Consider the following 18985-nt stretch of genomic DNA (forward strand, 5'->3'; position numbering starts at 1 on the left):
CATCCCATCCGTTTTTTTTCCTGATCTTTTCGACGAACGGATTACTTATGAGCCATCTGCGCCTGAACAGCCGTCAGAGCGATGACACCAACAATATCCTGCCAGTAGCAGCCGCGGGAGAGGTCATTGACCGGAGCTGCAAGTCCCTGCAGCATCGGGCCGTAAGCTTCTGCACCGCCAAGGCGCTGAACCAGCTTGTAGCCGATATTTCCGGCATCGATGTTCGGGAAAATCAGAACATTGGCATGGCCGGCAACCGTGGAACCCGGAGCCTTGCGCTGTCCGACTTCCGGATCGAGAGCTGCATCGAGCTGCAGTTCACCATCGCAGTCAACATTCGGATATTCGGTCTTGGCAATGTTGACAGCGTTGACAACCTTGTCAACCAGGGCATGCTTTGCGGATCCCTTGGTCGAATGGGACAGGAAGGCAACATGTGCCTTGGCACCGACAAATGCCTCAAAGGATTCAGCGGAGTCAGCCGCAATCGCAGCGAGCTGTTCCGGATCCGGATCCTGATTCAGAGCGCAGTCCGCAAAGACAAACGTTCCATTTTCTCCATACTTGCAGTTGGGAACATCCATGACGAAGAATCCCGAAGCGAGCTTCTTGCCCGGAGCGGTACGCAGAACCTGCAGAGCAGGGCGAAGCGTATTTGCCGTCGAGTGGCAGGCACCCGAAACGACACCATCCGCATCACCGTTCTTAACCATGACGACAGCGAACATCGTCTTGTCCGTCAGAAGCGTCTGCTTGGCAAGATCATAGGTCATGCCTTTCTTTTCGCGGATCTTTGCAAGAAGCGTAGCATAGGCATCGAGCTTGTCGCTGGTTTCCGGATTGATTACTGTCACACCTTCCAGTGAAACACCGTATTTTGCGGCATCCGCATTGGCAACAGCCGGATCGCCGAGAACGATGATATTGGCGAGATCCTCCTTCACTGCTTCCGCAGCAGCACGGATGACACGCTCATCCTCCGCCTCCGGAAGTACAATGGTCTTCTTATTGGCGCGGGCCTTTGCCTTGATTCCATCAATAAATGACATATTTGACTCTGAAAGCCTCCTCTTTCTTTAGTGATTTTACACTTCTCACAGCTATAATGAACAGGATGAATGCAAAGAAATTGATTGCCGCCGTCCTTGCTGCGGGGCTGGGTGTGCTTGCCGCATGCCAGTCTTCGCCGACGGAAAAGACGGATCAGAACGGTCCCTATATCAACATGACGCAGTATGAATTTACAACGACGGTCGGAACGCCGATCAACTTTACAAATATTTCCGGCTATGACGATTACGATGGACTGCTGAATACGCACCTGGAAGGGTACGTTGATTACAATACGGCAGGAGACTATTATCCAAGCATCACCTGCACCGATTTTTCCGGGAATAAAACATCCGTTCCGATTACGATCCACGTTCTGCCTGCACTGGAAGAAGGCGAATCCAAGGCATCTGCAGAGCCGACTGCTTCCGCAGAAAGCGGCTGTCCCGGGGCAAGTGATCCTTCCCAGGCCTGTGACGTTGTGCTTGATGATACAGTTTCCCGGTATTCACAGCTGTTTTACGGCAGTCAGGGCAGCGAAGCCTGCCAGGCGCTTCTTGAAGAAGACGATGGCCGCAGCTGTCAGCCGGTATACCGCAACGATGGGAAGCTGTGGGGGTATGGCCTTCTGGAAGCTCAGGATGACACTGACACGCAGTAATAATTCACACGAAATCACCCAAAATAAAACGAACTCCGCTGAAGGAGTTCTTTTTTGGAATCAGGAAATTGTATTTTCGCCTTCCGTTATCGTGGAAGTGTCATCGGTAATGGTGATGAGATTGGTTGCCAGCCAGGAATCACCGTCCCGGACAAAGAAGATCTGATAGGTACTTGCATAGGTCTTTACGTTGGTACCCGCCGTGACAACGACATTGTAGGAAATGGTTCCGACAAAGGCATCATCCCCCAGGGGCATGACATCGGAAATGGCAATGTCCTGGAAGTCTATGGAGTCATGCGAAGAGAAGTACTGGTTATCCAGAGAGCGGATCGCATAGTAGAACTCGGTATTGGGATACAGATGCCGGCGCAGGTCATAGAACGTACCGTCCTTGGTGATATAGCGGGAATAGGCCATGGCCGTATCCTCAATGTTCTGCGCAAATTCCGAATACTGTTCGGCCGTCGGCTTTGGACCGATGTAATAGTGGTTGCCGGAATAATCCCGCACCGCCATGTTGTTTTCACTGTCTTCCGGTACCGGTTCGGGAGCACGTACCAGGTTTTCTACGGTATACCGTGTCACGGTGGGGAAGGTATCGTCAATCGAAAGACTTTCAAAGGCAAGTGGAATATGGTCTCCTTCACTGGCAAAGGAAGAAGACGAAATCGGCACATCATTGATCCGGAATGCCGCATCATTCAGCACATCGAACGTATAGGAACCGCCGCTGACCACGGTCCGTACCTTCCAGGTGGAACTGCCTTCGGGCTTGTAGGTTTCCAGCGTCGAAACCTTGCTGGAAAGATAGTAGGCGTCGTAGTAGCGCATGCCCGTGTCCGTCTCTTCGACAAGCGAGTAGGTGTAGCCGTTGGCATGGTTGTCGCCATAGGTATAGATGAGGTAGGTGATCAGATTTTCCTTCGTATTCACTTCCGTGAAATAGGTGGAATCGGTGCGGTAGATCTCATCCCAGTTATGGTCCGCAACATTTTTCATATACCGGTTCATGGCGCCAGTAACACTCTGACGCTCATAACGGGCGAGCCAGAAGTACTCATAGCCAAGTCCCGCCGCGCAGAGAATCAGGGTCACAATGAAAACCCGCAGGAGCCGGGAATAGAAACGGCCCCATGCCTTGAGCTGTTCCATGCGGGCGGCGTTCTTTTTCCGGCGCTTTGCGATCTGTTTTTCCAGTTCCTTCTCTTTTTCGTCTTTTACTTCACCAGCCATGCGGTAGGAACGCTCCTGTCTGAGTTCATCGAAACAATACTGTTGATAATTTCGCCATTGTAAACCATGATGCTGGAAGAGCCGCCGTCAAGGTTCACCGCTACCACAGCTCCATACTGCAGCATCAGATCCTGGCAGTTTGCATAGGTTGCGCCCAGCGAGTTGGGCTGACGGCCGTCAATGATCAGCAGCAGCACGGCACCATCCGCACGCTGACCGATGACGGTACGCGGATTAATGCCGCCGCCGGTTCCGGTAATCGGAAGGGCATGACCATCATAGACAAGGACCGGGCCGAAGGTGACCGCATCGACCAGACCCCATTCCAGAGCCTGGGCACCCGTCATATCGCCGGCAATCAGATGATGCTCGGCATTGAAGCCGGCAACCGTGCCCCAGGTCGTTTCTGTTCCTGCGACGAGCTGCCCGTCCTTGATCACGATGCCCTGGGGAATGGAACCATCGCCCTGACCGTTAGGGTCATCGAAGCCGCCGGCATTGATTCCGGCAACGGCGCCGTCCGCCTGCACATAGTCCAGGACACTGTAACCCTGGGTTGGATCCTCCATCAGCAGATTGACGCCCAGATCGATGCGGCTCGGATCGCGGACGATCATCAGCTTTCCCTTATAGGTAGAGCCCTGAATGTCGATGATTTCAAGGTCATCCTTCTCATCTTCCGGAATGTTGAATTCCGTAGTATCATCGTCGCTCACATTGGCATCGACGGAAATGACCTGGTTCTTCGACAGCATCTGCTGGATTTCTTCATCCGTAAACATGAAGTTGATCACGGCCCGTCCGCGGCGCGTTTCCCACATTGTCGTTACGACCATATCGGAAAAGGTCTGGGAAGGGCCCTTCAGGACGATCAGCAGCGCAATATATCCTGTCAGTCCAAGCGTCAGCGCCTCTACGAGAATCAGAATCAGCGTCTGATGCCCGAAGCGCTTGAGACGGGTTTTGAGATGGACTTTCTTCTTTTTTCCCTTTTTTTTCTGGTTCGACATTTATTCTCCGATCGGCAAAGAATACGCCGTCTGAATCAGCGGTATTATACCATTCACGCTCTGAGCAAAATATTTGTATTCCTTAAGAGGGGATGAAATAATCATGCTATACCTGAACAGGAGGAATAAATCATGGTAGAAAAGATTGAATCGGAAGCTGCTTATGATGCAGTTCTTGCCAATAACGGCAGCGTATTTGTGGATTTCTATGCAGACTGGTGCGGACCCTGCAAGATGGTCGGACCGGTTGTCGACAAGATTTCGGACACGGTAGCGAGCGTAAAGTTCGTCAAGGTCAACGTAGATGACTTCCCTGAAATTGCTCAGCGCTATGGCATTATGTCGATCCCGACGCTGATCGCCTTCAAGAATGGTCAGCCGGTTGATCAGATCCTCGGCTTCCATCCGGAAGAAGAGCTGCGTGCTCTGATCGCCAAGATCGCCTGAGTGATTATTGATCAGGTTCATCCGCCCGGAATATCCGGGCTTTTTTTGTACATGAAAAGTTTCTGGACAGATTCCACTTTTCAGGAAATCTTCACATGCCAAAGTATTTGAATTTTTGTATTCATGATGGAATGAACAATAATACAGTTCAAACGAACAGGAGGAATCAGATCAATGACACGGATCGGAATCATCGGCAAAGACGGGGCCGAAAAGGTGATGGAGCTTCCGTTGAATGAAGAGGAGAAGACGAAATTCCATGCCTGCGCCTCCAGTATCCGGGCAACCATGGATATTGCCGATCATCTTGCCTGATTGATTCTGTGTCGCCTCCTGCCTATTCCTGTATGATGAAGGCAGCAGGAGTTTCACTATGGTCAGATACGGAATCCTTGGGGCAGGGAAGATTGCCCACCGCTTTGCGGATTCATTGCGCCTGGAAGGCGATGAGCTTTACGCCATCAGCGGGCGAAACGAAGAAAAGCTCAATGCCTTTGCCCGGGAACATCCATGTCAGAAGATCTACCTTTCTCATGAAGAACTGATCGAAGACCCTAATATCGAAGCCGTCTATCTTTCGCTTCCGAATTTCATGCATGAAGAATGGGCGTGCCGTGCCATGCGGCAGAAAAAAGCAGTACTCTGCGAAAAGCCGGCCGCAATCAACGAATCAGAAATGCGTAAGATCCGGGCCGTTTCCCAACAGAGGCTTGTTCTGTTCATGGAAGCGATGAAGTGCCGCTTTACGCCTGCCTTTACAAAAGCAGTACAGCTGCTGTCATCCGGCACAATCGGAGAGCTGAAGAACATTCTGGTACAGAACGGATCTGTTCTTGATCCGGTACAATGCCGGGACCGTTATTATATGAAGCCGGAACTTGGCGGGGGATGTTTACTGGATGTTGGCTGCTATGGCGTCAGCTGGCTTCAGACCTATCTTGGCAATGACCTTCAGGTCATTGAATCACAGGTGCATCAGGGTACGGTAGATCTTTATGTCGATGCCCGGATGGAAGGAAACGGGATCGGGGGCCGGCTGATCTGTGCCTTTGATACAAAACTGGAATCAAAGGCTGTTTTTACCGGTACCGGTGGAACAATGGAAGTATGGCCCATGCACCGTCCGGATCATATCGCAATCCGGAACAATGAAAAGACAGTGGAACTTTCCATTCCCTATGACGGTGACGATTTTTCCGGCGAAATCCGCCACTTTGACAATCTTCTGCGCAGTTACACGCGGCAGAGTGATGTCATGTCACTGGCGGATTCGTGTGCATGCGCAGCCATTCTGGACCGGATACGGGCTTCGTTTCCGTCTTCGCACTGAAGCAGGTTTTTCAACGATCCTGTACGGATCAGTGGACATCAGCCTGACTGAATTCCCATTAGCTGCACAAGAAAAAAATGACTTCTGATGTATATAATATCGTTATTGGTTTTTGTGATTTTTGATCTGATCTTTACATGGGGAAGGGGAACCTGATGAAAAAGCGGCGGAGAAGGTTAATGGTGATCGAGCTGATCTATACGGTGGTTCTGCTCGTTTTCTGGCTGATTCTGATGCATTATTATGCGCCGTTAACGACATATTCAATTCCGCTGTTTGCGGCCTTCTTTGCCGGAGCGCTTCTTTTGATCTGGTTTTTGGGACCGGCGTTTTCCCGCTGGCTGCTTTTGGTGTACGGCGGTATCTTTACGGCCTATGTTGTTTCGCAGACCTGCTATTTCCGGGCGTTCAAATCGTATTACCGCTGGAATACGGTCAAGGATCTTGCCTCTGAAGTGACGAAAGCTGCCGACAGTGCTGCTGCCTTTGTTCAGAAGCAGGATCTTGTCTTTCTAATTGGCTTTCTTGCGATTCAGATTGTCTTCATTGTTCTGTTCTTCCGCTTTGAAAAAGGAGCCTACCGCTGGAACAAGACCTGGAAGTTCCGTCTTGTGTGCCTGGTCGTTTCAATTGCGCTGGGAGCAGGGAGTTTAACGGTATACAAAAAGAAGATCGGCGCGCTGGCAACGGATGACGGCGATTCCATGTACCTGTCGGATTCCTATCTTTATGAGAGGCTTCCGAATTCTCTGCAGGTCGTCAGCCGCTTTGGGCTATTGCCCTATGCAGTGCGGGATACGCAGTTGTTTCTGAACGGGTCGGATACGGATTCCATCGAAACAATGCGCAGCGATGTTGAATCCTTCCTTGCCCTGCGACCGGACCAGGAGACCAATGACTATACAGGTATGTTTGCCGGTAAAAATGCCTTCTTCATTCAGGCGGAGTCGTATAACCGGGCGGCGCTGGATCCGGATCTGACACCGAATCTCTGGAAGATGTATTCCAACGGTCTGCGCATCCAGGGCTTTAACACACCTGCCCTGCAGGGTTCTACCAGTGATACGGAGTTCATGGCCAATGTGTCTCTGATTCCCAACGGAGAGGGACATGCGGCCTGCTACGAGTATTCGTACAACACCTATCCGACGGCGCTTGCTCGAATGTTCCAGGAGAACGGCTACGGCACCACGGCCTATCACAACAATTACGGGGAATATTACAACCGCAAGCAGACCATGATCCAGTACGGCTACGATTCCTTCCTTGACTGTACGGATATGGGACTGAGTGATGCGTCTTCGGATACAGCGGTCATGCAGGTGATGCAGTACATGTACGATGCCAGCAGTGAGCCGTTCATGGGATACTGGATTTCCTACAGCGGCCATCAGCCCTATACGCTGGATGCGGTCGGCGTGACGGAAGAAAATGTCACCAGGGTACGTGAAAAATATCCGGATCTTCAGGATGACTATGTTTCCTATCTGGCCAAGAACATGGATCTGGACCAGGCCATCGGCATGCTGGAAGACAAGCTGCAGCAGGCGGGTCTTCTGGATGACACGGTATTCATTGTCTTCGGCGATCATGAAGCGAAGGAACTTGATTTCTGGGGCGACAGCCCGTTCTATAAGCAGACCGGAATCACAGCCGAAGACTACTATCGCTACACGGATCTTTATTTCTACTGCAGCGATATGGAAACGGGAAGGGAGTATGACAAGGTCGCGACGACACTGGATCTGGTTCCGACGGTTGCCAATCTCTGGGGCTTTACGATCGATACACATCAGATTCTTGGCCGCGACATCTTTGATTCGGACTATACCGGCTTCTTCTTCAGTCTCTGGGATGCGTGGAAGACGGACCATTATTCCTGGGATTTTGTCAATGACAGGTACACATTCTTCGACAATTATGATCCGGAGCTTGCGCGTCAGGAGATGATGTACGGCATGGAGGAGGAGCGGATTTCGCTGGAGCTGCTGAAGTGCGATTATTTCGGCAACGGGGCGGGAATCGGCGAATATGAAAAGCATCCAATCAATGAAGCATGGTAAGATGTTGGAAATGACAGATTCCAGGAAAAAAGTTGCCGTTCTGATTCCCTGCTACAACGAGGAGCTGACCATCAAAAGCGTCATCGATGATTTTCATGCGGTTCTTCCCGAAGCGGAAATCTATGTCTATGACAATAACTGCAGCGACCGTACGGCTGAAATTGCGAAAGCCGCGGGTGCCATCGTCCGCAAAGAGACAAGGCAGGGAAAGGGAAACGTTGTACGTTCCATGTTCCGGCAGATTGATGCGGATGCCTATGTGCTTGTGGATGGTGATAATACCTATCCGGCGGAAGAAATTGACCGTCTTCTCAAGCCTGTCCTGGAAGACGATGTTGACATGGCGATCGGCGATCGTCTGAGCAACGGTACCTACTACTCTGAAAACAAGCGGCCGTTTCATCAGTTTGGAAACAATCTGGTACGGGATCTGATCAACCGTCTGTTTCATGGCAGTATTCACGACATCATGACCGGCTACCGGGTGTTCAGCCGCCGCTTTGTCAAGTGTATGCCGGTGCGGTCGGAAGGCTTTCAGATTGAAACCGAGATGACGGTATTTGCGCTGGTGATGCGGATGAAGATCTGTGAAGAGCCGATCTCGTATCGGGACCGTCCGGCCGGTTCGTTCTCGAAGCTGAATACGTTTCATGACGGCTTCCGCGTCCTTAAGACGCTCTTTGATCTCTACAAGGACTATCGGCCGATGTTTTTCTTCTTCTGGTTTTTCGTGGTTCTCTTTGGGGCCGGTATCATTCTTCTGCACACGAGGCTTCAGGCCGCGGGTCTGGTCATTACCATTGCAGCCATATCCCTGATGGCGACAGGCATTGTCCTTGACTCCGTCAAGAATCTGAAGATCCAGTACCTTGAAGAAGTGCTGAATCAGTACGATGAGAGCCATTCGGATTTCGATTGATAAAGTTATGAAATGGATATTTATTCTCAGCATCGTCGCGATCATCCTGTTTGAAGGGATGGGAACTGCTGTTCTTGCGCGGCTTCATATTGCCAGCGGCCGTTTCAGTGCCCCTTATGGTGCGGCGGTTTTTCTGGCGCTCTGTGCGATCGGCTATTATCCGATTCAGCTGGTTCACGGGTCCTTTCTGTGGATTCAGATCATCACGGCTCTGGTTGCGCTGTCTGCTGTTGGCTGTACCATCCGCCACTGGCGCGATGTGGTCTATGAATTTTCGCGGAAGGAAATCTGGATCATCATCGTTTCGCTGATCGTTTTTCTGGCGGTTCTTTACCAGTGCCATCCGGATCTTGAATATTCGGATGCGCCGATGTATCTGAACAACATTGCCCAGAACATTCATAATCCGCAGATTAATCTCTTCAATCTCTATACGGGAAAGACGGGTGCGGAATGGGATGCGCTGTACCTTTACCAGGGCTATTATCAGCTCGTTTCGGTGTATGCCTCCATCCTTCTGGATCTGAAATCAATCCCCGTCCTCAAATCCGTCATCTGGGGTATTGGCACCATTTACAATGTCCTGGCAGCGATGCTGGTGGTGAATATTGTCAAGAAGCTGGATATTTCCAAGCGCTGGCAGAAGATTGTTCTGCTTGTGTTTGCGCTGTTCTATCTGAATTTCTACTATTGGCGGATCATTGATGCCTACTATGGAAACACGTGGCGCAGTTTCTTCATCACGATGCTGATGTTCCTGATCTATCGCTGGCTGGCCGGTGATTTCCGCGACTCTTCGGCGCGCTGGATTCTTGCGCTGGTGTCGTTTGCCGGCATCGCTTCCTCAAGTTCCTATCTGCCGGTGTCTTTTGCGGCGCTGTCGATTTTTGCAATGTATCTTTGTTTTCTTCGGCGGGACAATGTGTTCTACAACCTTTCGTGGATTGTTCTGCCGCTGGTCATTTATGCGTGCATTCTTCTGCATCGCACCCATCCTGCGGCAGGCATCGGTCTGGCCCTGATTTTCCTTGTCTACTACTGCTTTTCACAGAAGGATCGGGTTCAGGATGTTCTGGTCAGAGTGGATGACTGGTTTGCAAGACATGCGAAGCTGCTGTTTGTCTTTGTTCTGCCGCTATTGCTGATGGGATACAGTCTCTACATGCACATTGCGGATCCGGACTATCTCTATGACTATGAATATTTCTTCCGCAACCATCAGGACGTGGACATGGTCAAGGATTATTTCTTTGTCTATTCCAACTGGGCTGACAATCTGATCAATGTTCTGCGCTGGGGCGGCGTGGTTCTGGTATGCCGCAATGCCCTGACGTCGGATGAGCGTTATCTTCGCTTCAACTTCCTGATGATGATCGTGATTTTCATGAATCCGCTGTGTACGCCGACAATCGCAAAGTTCCTTGCGAGCAACGTATTCTACCGGATCTGGGAAGTGATGTTCAATCCGTTTACGGAGCTGTATCTGCTTGGAGCGTGGATGAAGGCCGGCGAAAAAAAGAAGTGGCTTCCGGCGGCTGTCTCCTCGGTTTTGGTCCTTGTGACTGTTTACAGCAATGTTGAGGCATTGCGTGCCAATCGCAGCTATCAGTACGGTTTCTATGTGGAAAACAAGGAATTCTATGATCCCCTGAGCAAGATTGAGCCGGAGTCCGAGGAAATGTTCAAGGTCCTCAAGAGTGAACTCGACAGCCGGCAGTGGAGCGATCAGCCCGTCGTTATTTCGCAGGCCGAAGGAATGCGGGTCTATCTTCCCGATGTCTATCAGCCCATTACGGCGCGTGATACCTACTATCCTTCCACACGGATCGATCAGGATCTCTATGAGATCTGCCGCCGCCATCACCCCTGGGACAGTGACAGCGGGCAGGAAGAAGTTGATTATTCCAAAACGCAATCACTGTTCAAAAAGTACGGGATCCAGTATGCGATTGTCCGCTATTGGGAAAATCCGGAGCTGGACGGGCAGCTGGCATCGTTTGCAGAAAACATCTATACAACCGAATGTCTGAAGCTGTATCGGATTCAATAGGTTTGGGAAGGCACAACGCCAATGGCGTTAAGTTAAGGGGTTGAAAAGCCCTGATATCTGTTGCGGTTGACATTCTGAGCCACACTGATGATTGAGATGATCAACGGTGTGGCTTTTCTTACGGATCGTGTGATCAAAACTGACACATTTTGCCATGACGAAAAGGACAGAGCGATTGCCTGTCATGAAAATCGGTGGATTTAGTTTTGCGGATGTTTTATACTCTGATCGTTAGGCAGATCTATACGTAAACAACTTTGCGGATTGAGAACGTATATTTCTAACAAACGATCTTCCTGGTCTGATTGGGATCAGGAACTTTTTTATTCTGAATATCAGCTTCTCCTCATCGATATGGCCTGCAAGGTACTGCCTGATATTTGTTACAGCAGAACTGAAATTGAATCTGTACTCATGCCTGGTATCTGACTTTTCTGACGGAACGGCTGCCACAATGAACTGACAAAGGTTATACAGAATTGTCCGTGCATAGATTTCCTGATAAAGAAACTGTCTGCTTCTGCCATGAAATCCTGTAAGACCGATGGTATATTTCAACTCGCGGAAACTTCCTTCAATGCCCCACCTTTGGTGATAAAGTTCCTTCATTACGTTGATCGGGAACTGCTCTCTTGGCAGGTTGGTAATAAGACACTCATGAGTATCCTCGGTGCTTTTGAAACGTACTGCGCGGAAATTCAGATGGTAAGATTCTTCTTCGATGGGAAGAAAACGGAAGACTTGATTGTTCATGATACGGACATATTTTTCCGGATGCTTTTTTACTTCATTGGTCTGCAGCCGTGTGAGGATCTTTTCAAGATCAAGGTCGAATTCCTTATCCTCCAGATTCATGGTGCTGAGAATACCGTTGCTTGAGATATCTTTGACGCGAATGATGTATTTTATCTGGTTCTCAGCGAGAAATGCCATCAGCTGATATTTCTCATAACCGCGATCGGCAATATAAATGAACTTCCCATATTTCTCCGCATTCTTTTCAAGCATTTCTTCTGCGGCATTGGGCTCATTTGATTTGGCTGCTGTATCAATCTCAATGTCGGCATAACAGCGGTTCAGAACATCGTATAACGCATTCAGATGAAGCTGATTAAAACCGCGTGCCATTCCACTTTGAATATGATAAGTTTCGCTGTCTTCTGGATTATATGGAATATTGATATCGGAGCCGTCGGAAGCGAGAAGTCGATATCCCTGAAACCGATTGTTGACGTTAATACTGTCAGTGAATAAAGTGAATACCCGATACAGCGCCCGGGGATCCAATTTCCGCCGCTGTTGAATGACAGCAGAAACAGATGGAGGGACCACCATATCAGTGAAATAATCTCCGATCTCAGAAGATAATGATTTGGATTGGAACTGGATCAGGAATTTCATGAGTTCTTCCGGCGGCAGCTTACGCTTGCGGGTGAAATCAAACCCAGGAGATTTGCAGTAGCAGCCAATAGAAGAAGACACATAGTTGATCGCATCATTGAGATGCTTATGAACAGCGCCCAGCGAATAGAGATAGGAAACCATAGTCGAAAAATACCCCCTACAATTTCCTTCGGATTGTCTAAAAATTCCTGTGCTCAGCCTGTCAAGTACTTTTTTGAAAAAAGTGCATATTTATGCATTTTCAAACGTTTTTATGTAAGTGATGAAAACGTCTTGGCATAGCACTTTGCAAAATAAAAAACACTCGCCTTTTTTTGAAACGAGTGTTTCTTGTCAGAAGTCAGTGTTTCCTGTTAACTTACTGACATTGGGCACAACGCCTTCCTTTTTTTCGCGATTCTTGCATGCATTTTACATAAACAGCTGCCGGAAGGACTGGTTTAGGGTTTTTAAACAAAAATCCCTTTTTGCACAGTGTTGGTGAAGAACCTATAATTTGGATAGCCCGACGGGGCTAGAAAGCTAAAACGCTTTGGTAAGTGGTTCTGAGTTAGCTGTGGTAGGCCTCCTCATGACTGCTTACTTAAGCATTGAGGTCTACCACCGATGTATAATCAATCGCTTACCTCCTCCAGGCGACGTACGCCCTGGGATTATAAGGAGAGTCTTTCGCCGTACGAGCAGTTCATTAAGGATCAGTATGTGGAAGTCTTTGATCGCAGGCATCAGAGCCTGATAGAATCCGGAGAAGCAGAGTTTCTGAATGCATTTCAGGTCTTTCAATGCAGGCATTGCGGATCAGAAAACTTCATCAAGTACGGTCATACTTCAAATGGCGTAAACAGGTATCTTTGCAAAGATTGTGGAAGGACATTCACCATCACAACCGGGACCATTTTTGAAGATCATAAAATACCGTACACAGAATGGGTTGAGCAGCTTCTGAGAATTATCGGTTATGAAAGTATGAGTCTTGCCTCAAAGAATGGCCGTAATTCCTTCACAACAACGAAGTACTGGGACGCGAAGCTGTTCAGAATCCTGGATAACTATCAGGAGAACATTGTGCTGTTCGGAAATGTTCAGATCGATGAAACATACTGGGATCTGGGAAAAAAGCACAGGCAGCTGATTGACGGCAAACAATACAGAGGCATATCCAGAAACAAGATGTGTATCGCAATTGGAACTGATGGCACGCAGACAATTACAATCTACGAAAACCATCAAGGAAAGCCTACGAAAGAGAGTACCTGGAATGCCTTCAACCAGCATATTCAGGAAGGTTCAGTACTGATCCATGACAGTGAGCGTTCACATTCAATTCTGGTATCGGATCTGAACCTTAAAGAACAGAAATATAATTCACGAGATCTGATCAGACTGGACGATAAGGACAATCCTCTCAGAGAAGTGAACCATGCATGTGCTCTGCTGAAAGCTTTCCTAAGATCACATTCCGGTTTTGAACGTGATGAACTGCAGGGATATCTTGATCTGTTTGCATTTCTGATGAATCCGCCTGCAGAACCGCTGGAAAAGGTCAAAGTGCTGCTGGTGAGCTCACTATATATCCCAGAAACGCTCAGATATCGAGATTACTATTCCGTAGAACCGCATGACTAAGCGGTTCTAGACTCAGGTTTACCAACACTGTGCAAAAAGGGATTTTNGGAAAAGGTCAAAGTGCTGCTGGTGAGCTCACTATATATCCCAGAAACGCTCAGATATCGAGATTACTATTCCGTAGAACCGCATGACTAAGCGGTTCTAGACTCAGGTTTACCAACACTGTGCAAAAAGGGATTTTTTAAACAAAATGTTTAAAAATGGGTTGCACGCAGGGGTGGGGACTGTATAATAAAATCTGTTTTTGAATTCTAAAAGAATTGTTTACAGTTACTAAACAAAGGAGGGGCGGATGGATATTGGCAAACGAATACGTCAGCTGCGTGTACAGAACGATCTGACGCTGGAGGAACTGGCTTCGCGGACCGAGCTGACCAAGGGTTTTCTTTCCCAGTTGGAACGCAATCTCGCTTCCTGCAGTATTGCGACTCTGGAAGACATTGCCGAGGCGCTCGGCGTCAGTATGTCGGAATTCTTCGCCTCACAGGAAGAGGAACAGGTCGTCTTTACGGAAAACGATGCCTTCGTTGATGAAAGGGACAACGAAACAATTCACTGGATTGTGCCCAATGCGCAGAAAAACGCCATGGAGCCGGTGATCATCGATCTGCTTCCGCATCAGGAAACGGATCCGATGGAACCGCATAACGGCGAGGAATTCGGCTATGTGCTTTCCGGGAAGATCGCGCTGGTGTGGGGCGGCAATAAGAAGGGCCGGATTCTTCACAAAGGGGACAACTTCTACATGCCGGGCAAGTACCGCTACTGTCTGGCAAACCGCTGGGATAAACCGGCAACGATTCTTTGGGTCTCAACGCCGCCGGCGTTCTGATAAAGATGAAAAAAGGGGAAGAAAGGGATATGGCAAAGAAACTGATTCAGCTTCAGAACATTGTTAAATCGTTCGACAATCAGGTTGTATTAAAGGGAATTTCACTCGATATCTATGAGAATGAATTCGTGACTCTGCTGGGACCGTCGGGCTGCGGCAAGACGACGCTGCTGCGCATTATCGCCGGCTTTCTGTCACCGGATGAGGGCCATGTCATCATGGATGGAGAAGACATTGCCGATGTTCCGGCCTACAAGCGTGACGTTAACACGGTTTTCCAGCACTATGCACTCTTTCCGCATCTGGATGTGTATGACAACATCGCCTTTGGACTGAATCTCAAGAAGATGCCGAAGGACATCATTGACCAGAAGGTGACCCGTATGATTTCGCTGGTCGGCCTGGAAGGCTTCGAGCATAAGGACATCACCTTGATGTCTGGCGGCCAGCAGCAGCGCGTGGCCATTGCCCGCGCCCTTGTCAATGAGCCGCGCGTCCTTCTTCTCGATGAGTCACTGTCGGCGCTGGACAAGAATCTTCGCAAGGAGATGCAGCTGGAACTCAAGGAGATCCAGCAGGAAGTCGGCATCACCTTCATCTTTGTCACCCATGATCAGGAAGAGGCGCTGACGATGTCGGACAAGATTGTCGTCATGCGCGAAGGAAACATTGAACAGATCGGTACGCCGACCGAGATCTACAACGAGCCGGTTGATGAATACTGTGCCCGCTTCATCGGCGATTCCAACATCATCGACGGCATCATGAAGGAAGACAAGCTCGTTTCCTTCGATGACCATGATTATGAATGCATCGACTACGGATTCGCCAAGAACGAGCCGGTCGACATCATGCTGCGGCCGGAGGATATTCACATTGTTCCCCGCAACAAAGGCCTGCTCAATGGTGAAGTGAAGTCCGTCCTCTTCAAGGGCGTTCATTACGAAGTCATCGCCGAAACATCGTCCGGTACCTCCAAGACCGTGACCATGCACGTGACGGGCGAACGCGATGTGACCAATGAAGAAGCCCATGAAAAGATTTCCGCATCCTCGTTCATGATGGACGTGGAAGATGTTGCCAGCCTCACGGATACGGAAGTTATTGCCCGTGCCAATGCACAGGCATGGAAGACGGATACGGAGGATCAGGAAAACGTATCCCTGACCAGGGTCGAATATCATGTGGAGCCCAAGACCGGCACCTATTCCTGCGTTTTTGGCACGGAAGCCGGAACCGAGATCAAGATCCAGATCGTTGTCGTCAAGCCGACAGCTGTCGAGGACATGAGCAACGATGAGTCGATTCAGGCTTTTGACTTCTATCGCTCCGTCGATGAAATCAAGGAAAGTGTTGCGCTGGATACGGATCTGATCCGCTGGGCGGATGCCTATGCATGGAACCTGGAAGACAACAGCCGTGTCGAAATCTGGGATGTGAAATATGATTTCGACGATGAAAACATCGTTCCGGGCGATTATCCGATTACGTTCTCGACCCAGGGCCGGGAGCTGAAGATTGAGACGACGCGTCAGCTGAAGGAAGGCGAACGCATCGGTCTGACCTGGCATCCGGACGACATCCATGTCATGGGCAAGATGGGGAAATAAGGCATGAAATCCTTTGCAAGACTGGTGCGGCCGTATATCGTCTGGGCCGCGATCATGATTGTGCTGCCGATGCTGATGATTGTCCTGTATGCCTTCACCAAGCAGGGCAACAGTACGCTGACGCTGCAGTTTACCTTTGAAAACTTTGCCCGCTTCTTCTCGGATCCGGTCTTCCCGACGGTTCTGTGGCGGTCGCTGAAGATGGCGTTCATTACGACACTCATCTGCATTGCAATCGGCTATCCGGTGGCTTACTACATTGCCCGCCAGCATCCCAACAAGCAGAGCATCATGGTTCTTCTGATCACGCTGCCAATGTGGATCAACATGCTGGTGCGTACCTATGCATGGCGCGGCATCCTGAGCCATCTGCACATGGCTGCGGAGCTGAAGGTATATGTCGGCATGGTATACAACTTTCTGCCGTTCATGATCCTGGAGGTCTATACGGCGCTGTGCAAGATTGATCCCGCATTGATCACCGCGGCTCACGATCTTGGCGCCGATGACCGTCAGACATTCCGGAAGGTTATTCTTCCGCTTTCCCTGAGCGGCGTTGTGTCGGGCATTACACTCGTGTTTCTGCCGGCAGTCTCTTCGTTCTTCATTCCCAAGTTCCTGGGCGGTGGACGCTACGTGCTGATCGGCAACCTCATTGAAGACTATTTCATCACGACAGGCGACTGGAACTTCGGCTCCGCCGTGTCGCTGATCATGGCTGTCATCATCCTGATTTCGATGTTCGTGATCCGGAAGCTTGAAAAGCAGCCGGCAGAAAGGGAGGACTGAGTGATGGAAAAGAAAAACAGCAGATGGTCCACCATCGGTTTCTGGCTGATCATTGCCTTCTTCTATCTGCCGATTCTGTATGTGATCTTCTTCAGCTTCAACCGTTCCAAGTCGCTGACGAACTTTACCGGCTTTTCGCTGCGCTGGTATGAGCGGATGTTCTCCAGCCGCCCGATTCTGGAAGCGGTTGGCGTTACCTTTGCGTGCGCCGTTATTGCGACGGCGGTTTCCACGGTGGCCGGAACCATTACGGCAATCGGTCTTTCCAAGTCAAAGAAGGTTCTTCGGGAAGCGATCCAGCAGGTCAACAATCTGCCGATGCTCAACCCGGATATTGTGACGGCGATCGGCTTCATGCTGTTCTTTACGTCGCTGCGGATTCAGACGGGCTTTATAACGATGGTTCTGGCGCATATTGCCTTCTGCATTCCCTATGTCATTCTTTCCGTGATGCCGCGCTTAAGAGCGATGGATCCCAACATGGCGGAAGCGGCGCTGGATCTTGGCTGCACACCGATGCAGGCGATCCGCAAGGTCATCATTCCGCAGATCAAGCCGGGCATTGTATCCGGTGCGCTGGTCGCCTTCACCATGTCGTTTGATGATTTCGTGATTTCTCTGTTTACGACGGGGCCGGGCGTATCCAATATTTCGATGTATGTGTATGCCAACGTGAAGCGTGTCAATCCGACGATCAATGCGCTCTCCACGGTCGTCATTGTGATTCTGACCGTGGTGCTGATTGCGGTGAACGTGATTCCGGCACGGCGGGCAAAGAAGAAGGAGATGGAACATGGAAAAGTCGCTGCTGTCCACGATTAAGATTGTGTCTTCTGCTGCCCTTGCCGCATCGATGCTGGCAGGATGCGGAAGTGAGGCGGCCGTAGATCCGGATGTTGAAATCATCGATTCGCAGGCGGTCTATGGCTGCAGTACGATCAACGTCTATAACGCCGGCGAATACATTGCCGACGAGACGATTCCGGAGTTCGAGCGCCGCTTTACGGCCCGTGTCAACTATGACGTCTTTGACTCCAATGAGACGCTGTATACGAAGCTGCTTGGTGGCAGCTCCTATGATGTACTGGTACCTTCGGATTACATGATCGAGCGTCTGATGAGCGAAGATATGCTGCAGCCCCTGGATAAATCGGTCGTTACGAATTTTTCCAACATTGCGCCGGACGTAATGGACATGGTGAAGCAGTTCGACCCGGAGGAACAGTATGCGGCCCCCTATTTCTACGGCTCCGTCGGTCTTGTCTACAACAATCAGGTCGTTGATCAGGAAACCATCGAAAACGAGGGCTGGGACATTCTGCACGATGAGCGCTACAAGGGCAGGGTCTATGCCTACGATTCGCAGCGTGACATGTTCATGGTCGCTCTCAAGGCGCTTGGCTATTCGATGAATACCGAAGATCCGACCCAGATCCAGGAGGCCTATGACTGGCTGATGGAAATGAACGATGCCGTGGATCCGGCCTATGTGACGGATGAAGTAATCGATGGCATGGCCAACGGCGATATGGATATTGCCATCATGTACTCGGGCGACGCGGCTTATGTCATCTCGGAAAATTCGGACATGAGCTATCTGGAACCTTCGCAGGGAACCAATATCTGGGTGGATGCGATGGTCATTCCGGCCAATTCGTCCTGCCCGGCACTGGCCAATGAGTTCATCAACTTCATGATGGAAGACGACATCGCCCAGATGAATTCGGAATATGTCGGCTATACGTCGCCGAATACGGTAGTGCGCGACTATCTTTCCGGAGAACTCGGCGACTACTTTGAAAATCCTGCCTATCTGCCCCGCAGCGGCTATGATAAGGATGAAGTGTTCCATTTCAATGAGAAGATGACGCGGCAGCTTGCCGATCTGTACACCAGGGTCAAGATGAGCGCAGCAGGTTAAGAAATGTTCAGAAATCTCCCGAGGCGGGAGATTT

General features: G+C 50.0%; 17 protein-coding genes. 13 read left to right on the top strand and 4 right to left on the bottom strand.

The features are described from left to right. Window positions 1–41: 41 nt before the first annotated feature. Window positions 42–1049, bottom strand: coding sequence for a phosphate acetyltransferase (pta, locus tag C1714_RS09680; protein WP_102342975.1), 1008 nt, complete (start codon window positions 1047–1049; stop codon window positions 42–44). A gap of 65 nt (window positions 1050–1114) precedes the next feature. On the opposite strand from pta, the gene C1714_RS09685 reads away from it, so the two are divergent. Beyond that, entirely contained in the window at window positions 1115–1711 is a 597-nt protein-coding gene (locus tag C1714_RS09685; RefSeq protein ID WP_102342976.1) for a DUF5011/hyalin repeat domain-containing protein, read from the top strand. A 60-nt stretch (window positions 1712–1771) separates the two neighbouring features. Here C1714_RS09685 and C1714_RS09690 read toward each other — a convergent pair whose 3' ends face one another. Beyond that, a complete protein-coding gene (locus C1714_RS09690) occupies window positions 1772–2947 on the bottom strand; it encodes a hypothetical protein (protein ID WP_102342977.1) in 1176 nt (391 codons plus the stop codon). Beyond that, window positions 2932–3957, bottom strand: coding sequence for a phosphodiester glycosidase family protein (locus C1714_RS09695; protein WP_102342978.1), 1026 nt, complete (start codon window positions 3955–3957; stop codon window positions 2932–2934). Before C1714_RS09695 ends, C1714_RS09690 begins: the two co-directional genes overlap by 16 nt. 132 nt (window positions 3958–4089) lie before the next feature. Here C1714_RS09695 and trxA point away from each other — a divergent pair, with 132 nt between their 5' ends. The 6 genes from trxA to C1714_RS09720 all read left to right on the top strand — a co-directional run bounded on the left by trxA (window position 4090) and on the right by C1714_RS09720 (window position 10766). After that, window positions 4090–4404 carry a thioredoxin gene (trxA, locus tag C1714_RS09700; RefSeq protein ID WP_102342979.1) on the top strand — a complete coding sequence of 105 codons (315 nt, stop codon included), beginning with the start codon at window positions 4090–4092 and terminating at the stop codon, window positions 4402–4404. 174 nt (window positions 4405–4578) lie between these two features. Beyond that, window positions 4579–4719 carry a hypothetical protein gene (locus tag C1714_RS14085; protein ID WP_167850007.1) on the top strand — a complete coding sequence of 47 codons (141 nt, stop codon included), beginning with the start codon at window positions 4579–4581 and terminating at the stop codon, window positions 4717–4719. A 58-nt stretch (window positions 4720–4777) separates the two neighbouring features. After that, window positions 4778–5734 (top strand): Gfo/Idh/MocA family protein, encoded by a 957-nt coding sequence (locus C1714_RS09705; RefSeq protein ID WP_102342980.1) that lies wholly within the window; start codon window positions 4778–4780, stop codon window positions 5732–5734. A 179-nt stretch (window positions 5735–5913) separates the two neighbouring features. Continuing rightward, complete coding sequence (locus C1714_RS09710) at window positions 5914–7797, top strand: LTA synthase family protein (protein ID WP_167850008.1); 1884 nt, start codon at window positions 5914–5916, stop codon at window positions 7795–7797. Between the two features lies 1 nt (window position 7798). Continuing rightward, window positions 7799–8716: a glycosyltransferase family 2 protein gene (locus C1714_RS09715; protein WP_245305093.1), complete on the top strand. Its 918-nt coding sequence runs from the start codon at window positions 7799–7801 to the stop codon at window positions 8714–8716. Window positions 8717–8723: 7 nt separating this feature from the next. Continuing rightward, complete coding sequence (locus C1714_RS09720) at window positions 8724–10766, top strand: hypothetical protein (RefSeq protein ID WP_135567929.1); 2043 nt, start codon at window positions 8724–8726, stop codon at window positions 10764–10766. 231 nt (window positions 10767–10997) lie between these two features. On the opposite strand, the gene C1714_RS09725 is transcribed toward C1714_RS09720, so the two are convergent. Further along, window positions 10998–12311 carry an IS4 family transposase gene (locus tag C1714_RS09725; RefSeq protein WP_102342983.1) on the bottom strand — a complete coding sequence of 438 codons (1314 nt, stop codon included), beginning with the start codon at window positions 12309–12311 and terminating at the stop codon, window positions 10998–11000. Window positions 12312–12776: 465 nt separating this feature from the next. On the opposite strand from C1714_RS09725, the gene C1714_RS09730 reads away from it, so the two are divergent. From C1714_RS09730 to C1714_RS09755, 6 genes are all read left to right on the top strand, one after another. Beyond that, on the top strand, window positions 12777–13796 hold the full coding sequence (locus tag C1714_RS09730) for an IS1/IS1595 family N-terminal zinc-binding domain-containing protein (RefSeq protein WP_102342984.1): 1020 nt from the start codon (window positions 12777–12779) through the stop codon (window positions 13794–13796). A gap of 295 nt (window positions 13797–14091) precedes the next feature. Beyond that, window positions 14092–14631 carry a helix-turn-helix domain-containing protein gene (locus tag C1714_RS09735; RefSeq protein ID WP_102342985.1) on the top strand — a complete coding sequence of 180 codons (540 nt, stop codon included), beginning with the start codon at window positions 14092–14094 and terminating at the stop codon, window positions 14629–14631. Window positions 14632–14660: 29 nt separating this feature from the next. Continuing rightward, window positions 14661–16241 carry an ABC transporter ATP-binding protein gene (locus tag C1714_RS09740; protein ID WP_102342986.1) on the top strand — a complete coding sequence of 527 codons (1581 nt, stop codon included), beginning with the start codon at window positions 14661–14663 and terminating at the stop codon, window positions 16239–16241. 3 nt (window positions 16242–16244) lie between these two features. Then, on the top strand, window positions 16245–17030 hold the full coding sequence (locus C1714_RS09745) for an ABC transporter permease (RefSeq protein ID WP_102342987.1): 786 nt from the start codon (window positions 16245–16247) through the stop codon (window positions 17028–17030). Between the two features lie 3 nt (window positions 17031–17033). Then, window positions 17034–17852 carry an ABC transporter permease gene (locus C1714_RS09750; protein WP_102342988.1) on the top strand — a complete coding sequence of 273 codons (819 nt, stop codon included), beginning with the start codon at window positions 17034–17036 and terminating at the stop codon, window positions 17850–17852. Beyond that, on the top strand, window positions 17824–18951 hold the full coding sequence (locus C1714_RS09755) for an ABC transporter substrate-binding protein (protein ID WP_102342989.1): 1128 nt from the start codon (window positions 17824–17826) through the stop codon (window positions 18949–18951). Before C1714_RS09750 ends, C1714_RS09755 begins: the two co-directional genes overlap by 29 nt. Window positions 18952–18985: the final 34 nt, after the last annotated feature.

It is taken from the genome of Galactobacillus timonensis (assembly GCF_900240265.1).
GTDB classification, from domain to species: domain Bacteria; phylum Bacillota_I; class Bacilli_A; order Erysipelotrichales; family Erysipelotrichaceae; genus Bulleidia; species Bulleidia timonensis.